Below are 6334 nucleotides of genomic sequence, written 5' to 3'. Positions count from 1 at the left end.
GATTTCAGCGCTGCTTCGCATCCAGAGCCATCTCGCGATCGCAACCAAGATGGCGGTGCTTACCAAGCTCGCCGACAACATGATGACCACCTATCTCGGCGGCGACGCCGGCAGGCGCGTGCTTGACGGTCAGATCAGGCGCGGCGAGGGCGATACAATCCGGGCCGCACTTGTCATGGGCGACATGCGCGGCTCGACAAGGCTTGCCGCAACCTCGGGCCGTGAAATCTATATCGATACGCTGAACCAGTTTTTCGACGCCGTTGCCGCACCTTTCAATCGCAAAGGCGGGCAGATCATGAGTTTTATTGGGGACGGCTTCATTGCCGTATACCCTTGCGAACGGCACCGTTCGCAGTCCGAGATCGCCTGCCAGGCTGCTCTTGCGGCAGCGCATCAGGCTACCGCGCGCGTCGTGGATCTCAATCTGCGCCGAAAGCAGCAGGGGTTGTCCGACATAAAATTTGGCATCGGCCTGCATGTCGGCAATGTGATGTTCGGTAATGTCGGGCTTACCGACCGGCTCACATTCTCTGCCTTCGGCTCAGCTGTAAACGAGGTCCAGCGCCTCCAGATCCTGACCAAGAAGTATCCGCACAGCGTTCTCGCCAGCAAGGACTTCGCCAGCTATTGCGGCGCAAACAGCTGGCTGACGCTGGGCCATGAGGAGCTGACTGGCATCAAGCAGAAGCTGACGGTGCTTTCACCCGATCTGTCGGGTGCGCTCGCACTCGATGAGGACGGTGCGATGGAGACCATTCACGATCGGAAATCGGAGGCCGAGCAGGTCATGCTGCTGCACCGCGATGCCGCCCGGCTATCGGCGGGAGACCCGAGCAAGCTCCAGTAAGCGTAACGAACAGCCCGAACGCCCTTGGCAGGCCGTCCGGGCGCAGGTTCCGCCACTGGCCCGCTTCGAATCCAAGTTGCTACAAGCTGGCAATGCGGTAGTCTCGCTTTCTGGGAGCTGCCAGAGTGGGACTGGTGTGAGAATGAATTCGGGCGTTGATCTGCTACGGATCGAGGATGTTGGCATCTCTTTTGCCATTATTGGGGGACCCTTGCATGCGGTCAGGCGCGCAAATCTTCGCGTCCTGCCGGGCAAGGTCACCGCGCTTGTAGGCGAGTCAGGTTCCGGAAAATCGGTTCTCAGCCAGGCAGTGATGGGCATTTTGCCGAACACAGCCCATGTTCGCGGCCGTATCCTGTTTTCCGACCCTGAAAAACCCGGCATGACGCAGGATATCCTGCAGATGCCGCGTGATGGACCCGAAATCCGAGCGTTGAGAGGGAGCCGCATCGGCAAGATATTTCAGGAGCCGATGACATCGCTGTCGCCGCTGCACACGATCGGCAACCAGGTCAGCGAATCCCTGCAGATTCATACGCCCATGGCTCGGGCGGAGCGCAAGGCGCGGACCGAGGAAATGCTCAGCCTTGTCGGCTTTCCCAATCCCAGGCGCGCTTACGACATGTATCCCTTTGAACTTTCGGGAGGATTGCGTCAGCGCGCGATGATCGCCATGGCGCTTATCTGCCGGCCCGCCCTGTTGATCGCCGACGAGCCGACGACGGCGTTGGACGTCACCATACAGGCGCAAATCCTGCAATTGCTGCGCGGGCTTCAGACAAAGCTGAACATGGCGATGCTACTGATCACGCACGACCTCGGCGTGGTCGCCAATGTCGCCGACGAGGTGGTGGTCATGTACCATGGCGAGATCATGGAAGCGGGACCCGTCGAGGCGATATTCCGCCGGCCAGGCCACCCTTACCTTAAGGGTCTGATGGCAGCCGTTCCGCATTTCGACCTGAAGCCTGGCGAAAGGCTAAAGGCGCTCCGCGAGGTGCCGGTGAGTGTCGGGAACCTGCTCGGCGAGCAGACGGCGCCGGCATCGAAGGGGCCGGACGACCTCCTGCTATCGGTCAGGGATCTGAAAAAGACCTTCACCATCCGCAAGTCCGGATGGTTCGGCGGGGATCATCAAACCTCTGTTCGTGCCGTGGACGGCGTGAGCTTCGATATCAGGCGGGGTGAGTGCCTGGGTCTGGTTGGCGAAAGCGGCTGCGGCAAAACCACCGTCAGCAAGATCCTTATGCGGGCAGTCACCCCTAGCGGCGGCTCTGTGATCTTCAACGGCCGCGATGGACCGATCGACGTCCTGGAAGGCGAGGGAGATGCCCTGCGTATGCTGCGCGCGAAAATCCAGATGGTCTTCCAGGATCCGGTTTCGTCGCTTTCACCTCGCATGACGGTGGAGAACATCTTGAGCGAGCCGTTGGAAATCCATCAACGTGGCAATGCCGCGTCCCGACTTGCCACGGTGAAGAGCCTGATGCAGGCAATCGGGCTCGATCCGCGCTTTATCAAGCGTTATCCGCACAGTTTCTCCGGTGGGCAGCGTCAGCGTATCGGCATTGCGCGCGCCTTGGCGCTGGGGCCTGAACTGCTGATCTGCGACGAGCCGGTTTCGGCGCTCGATGTCTCTGTCCAGGCGCAGATACTGAACCTTCTGAAGGACCTGCAGAAGGAACTGGGTCTGACCTACCTGTTCATTTCCCACAACCTGGCGGTGGTGGATTACATGGCAGACCGCATCGCGGTCATGTGCGGCGGGCGTATCGTCGAACTTGCGCCGCGCGAAATTCTGCTTAGGAGACCGATCCACCCCTACACACGCTCACTGGTTGCCGCAGTACCTTTCCCTGATCTCGACAGGCCGATGGATTTCAAGACGCTGAAGCTCGGCGGCGCTTCCGACACCAGCGCTTGGGGACCGCAATTCCGCGACGAGGGCGAAGAGGATACGCTGTCGCCGCTCGACCTTGGCGGCGGCCACCTCGTGCTGGCCCGACGTTCGGCCGATGTCAGCGAGCTACGCCCTTGATCAGCCGGCGCACCGTCCTTGGGCTCATGGCTTCGGCATTTCTGCCGAATACGTCAAGCGCCGGCGATCTGGAGCCGGAATTTCTTCAGCCGCGGCTGCAGGCCGGGGCGCTGCCGGCACTCGCCGAACGTCTGCCGAAGCGCCCGCGCGCGTTGAATCTCGCTGCGATCGGCCGGCAGCCCGGCCAGTATGGCGGCACGCTGCGCACGATCATCGGCAGCCAGAAAGATATCCGGCTGATGACGATCTATGGGTATGCTCGCCTGGTCGGCTATGACGAAAAGCTCGACCTGCAACCCGACATTCTCGAAAGTTTCGACGTAGCGGATGATCGCGTCTTCACTTTCAAGATACGGGAAGGGCATAAATGGTCTGACGGTGGCCCGCTGACGCCGGAGGATTTTCGCTATTGTTGGGAAGATGTCTGGCTGAACGATGAGCTTTCGCAAGGCGGGCTCGCCCCAGCCCTGCTGGCTGACGGCAAGCCGCCGCGCTTCGACATCGTCGATCCGTTGACGGTCCGCTATAGTTGGGATGCGCCCAATCCCGACTTCCTGCCCAAGCTCGCTGCTGCTTCGCCGCTATCGCTTGTTCTGCCGGCCGCCTATCTCAAGCAGTTCCACAAGAAATACCAGGATCCATTCCGGCTCGCCGGCCTGATGAAGGAGAACCGGGCCCAGAAATGGACGCTCCTGCATATCCGCATGTCGCGGCAGTATCGCCCGGAGAACCCGGATCTGCCGACGCTCGATCCCTGGCAGAACCGGACCAAGCCGCCGGCCGAACAGTTCGTCTTCGAGCGGAACCCGTTCTTTCATCGAATAGACGAGAATGGCCGGCAACTACCCTATGTCGACCGCATCGTCATGAATGTCAGCTCGTCGGCGATCATTTCCGCCAAGACCGGTGCGGGCGAGAGCGACCTGCAAAGCATGGGAATTGACTTCGCCGATTACGCCTTCCTGAAGGACGCGGAGAAGCGGTACCCGGTGAAGATGCATCTCTGGAAACGCACACAGGGTTCGCGGCTGGCGCTGCTACCCAATCTGAATTGCGCCGACCAGGTGTGGCGTGGCCTTCTTCGCGACGTTCGCGTGCGCCGCGCACTTTCGCTCGCTGTGGACAGGCGCGAGATCAACATGGCCGTGTTCTACGGATTGGCGCAGGAAAGTGCCGATACGGTCCTGCCGGAGAGCCCGCTCTACCGGCCGGAATTTGCGAAAGCCTGGGTCGCCCATGACCCCGACCAGGCCAATGCCCTGCTCGACGAGGTCGGGCTTCAGACGCGTGACGATGACGGCCTGCGGATACTTCCCGATGGACGCCCGGCGCAGATCATCGTGGAAACGGCCGGCGAAAGCACGCTGGAAACCGACGCACTCGAACTCATCACCGATCACTGGCGCAAGATCGGCATTGCGCTGTTCATCCGGACTTCGCAGCGCGACATCTTCCGCAGCCGCGCGCTTGGCGGCCAGATCATGATGTCGATGTGGTCGGGCATCGACAATGGCGTGGCGACAGCCGACATGAACCCGTACCAGCTGGCCCCCACCATCGACGACCAGCTGCAATGGCCGCTCTGGGGTGCTCACTACTTGTCTCACGGCACGCTCGGCGAGGCGCCCGATCTTGCGCCTGTGGTCGAGTTGATGGCTTTGCTCAAGCGCTGGAATGCATCGACCGAAGCCACGGAGCGCGCCGAAATCTGGAATTCAATGCTGTCGATCTACACCGATCAGGTGTTCTCGATCGGCACGGTGAACGGAACGCATCAGCCGGTTCTGGCATCCTCGCGGCTGCGCAATCTGCCTGAAAAGGCGCTCTACGGCTACGACCCGACAGCCTATTTCGGTGTCTACATGCCGGATACATTCTGGCTTGGAGAGACCTGAGCGTGCTTCGATATATTGTCTGGCGCATCGCCGTGATGGTTCCAACGCTGCTGGTCATATCGGCGCTGGTGTTCACGATCATCGAACTTCCCCCTGGCGACTATTTCGACAGCTATGTTGCCGAGCTTCGGGCTCAGGGCGAAGCGGTGGATTCCGATCGCATCGAGATGATGCGCAAGGACTATGGTTTCGACAAGCCGCCGATCATTCGCTACTTCTACTGGGTCGGCGGGATGCTGCACGGCGATTTCGGCTATTCCTTCGAATATGAGCTGCCAGTTCGCGACGTCGTCGGGGAGCGAATGTGGCTGACCGTGCTGGTTTCCTTCGTCACGATCGTCTTCACCTGGCTCATCGCCTTTCCGATCGGCATGTACTCCGCCACGCATCAATACAGCTGGGGCGACTACGGCCTGACCTTCTTCGGCCTTCTCGGCCTTGCCATTCCGAACTTCATGCTGGCGCTGATCCTGATGTATTTTGCCAATATCTGGTTCGGCACGTCCATCGGCCATCTCATGGACCAGCAATATCTCAGCGAGCCGATGAGCTGGGCCAAGGCGAAGTCGATCCTCGCCCATCTTTGGATCCCGGTTTTGATCATCGGCACCGGGGGCACGGCAAGCATGATCCGGCGGCTGCGCGCCAACCTGCTGGATGAGCTACACAAGCAATATGTCGTGACCGCGCGCGCCAAAGGCCTTCATCCCTTTAAGGCGCTGGTCAAATATCCGCTGCGCATGGCGCTTAATTTCTTCATTTCGGACATCGGCTCCATCCTGCCAGCCATTATCTCCGGCGCTGAAATCACGGCGATCGTGCTGTCTTTGGAAACGACCGGGCCGATGCTGATCAAGGCGCTGCAGAGCCAGGACATGTATCTGGCGGGGTCGTTCCTGATGTTCCTCGCTTTCCTGACGGTCATCGGCGTCCTGATTTCCGACCTGGCGCTGGCGCTGCTTGATCCACGAATTCGTTTGCAGGGCGGCAGCACCAAATGAACACGCAATCGCCGCTGCCCGCTCCGGGTGCCCCACTGCAACACTACGTTTCCATCGCGCCCTTTGACCTGCAGTCGGTCGAGGCGATGACGCCGGAGCAGTCGAAGGTTTTTCAGGCGTCACAGTTGCGGCTGATGTGGTGGAAATTCCGACGGCATCGGCTTGCCCTTATATCCGGCATGTTCCTGGCAGCGCTTTATTTCGGGATACTGATCTGCGAGTTCCTGGCACCCTACAATCTGCACACGCGCAACATGGACTACATCTATTCGCCGCCGCAGCGGGTGCACCTGTTCCACAACGGCCAGTTCGTCGGGCCGTTCGTCTATGGCCGCCAGATGACGCTGGATATGGACACGCTCAAGCGGAACTACATCGAGAGACAGGATGATGTACAGCGGATCCGCTTCTTCTGCAGGGGCGACGGTTATCGGTTCTGGGGTCTGATCGAAGGTGACAGGCACCTTGTCTGCCCTGCCGAAAACGGCCAGCTCTTTCTTGCCGGCACTGACAGGCTAGGGCGCGATGTCTTCTCGCGCGTCATCTATGG

At 60.3% G+C, this 6334-nt stretch carries 4 protein-coding genes and 1 pseudogene; all 5 read left to right on the top strand.

Going from position 1 to position 6334, the window contains the following annotated elements; translation table 11 throughout:
• On the top strand, positions 1 to 850 hold an 850-nt coding region (locus EN745_RS27145; protein WP_145992149.1), incomplete at its 5' end, for an adenylate/guanylate cyclase domain-containing protein.
• Positions 851 to 992: 142 nt separating this feature from the next.
• Entirely contained in the window at positions 993 to 2888 is a 1896-nt protein-coding gene (locus EN745_RS27140; RefSeq protein WP_126059398.1) for an ABC transporter ATP-binding protein, read from the top strand.
• Entirely contained in the window at positions 2885 to 4783 is a 1899-nt protein-coding gene (locus EN745_RS27135) for an ABC transporter substrate-binding protein (RefSeq protein ID WP_127422672.1), read from the top strand. Before EN745_RS27140 ends, EN745_RS27135 begins: the two co-directional genes overlap by 4 nt.
• A 2-nt stretch (positions 4784 to 4785) precedes the next feature.
• Complete coding sequence (locus tag EN745_RS27130) at positions 4786 to 5784, top strand: ABC transporter permease (RefSeq protein WP_126058886.1); 999 nt, start codon at positions 4786 to 4788, stop codon at positions 5782 to 5784.
• Positions 5781 to 6334: pseudogene (locus EN745_RS27125) on the top strand (ABC transporter permease); the annotation flags it as partial. The gene EN745_RS27130 and the pseudogene EN745_RS27125, both read left to right, overlap by 4 nt.

The sequence above is a fragment of the Mesorhizobium sp. M4A.F.Ca.ET.022.05.2.1 genome, assembly GCF_003998845.1.
Taxonomy (GTDB): domain Bacteria; phylum Pseudomonadota; class Alphaproteobacteria; order Rhizobiales; family Rhizobiaceae; genus Mesorhizobium.
Note: the sequence above shows the minus strand (reverse complement) of the source record. Positions and strands in the feature narration are given on the sequence as shown.

Bases quoted from the DNA above. Each gene is read 5' to 3' on its own strand.
- EN745_RS27140 (WP_126059398.1), top strand. From the start codon at position 993: ATGAATTCGGGCGTTGATCTGCTACGGATCGAGGATGTTGGCATCTCT.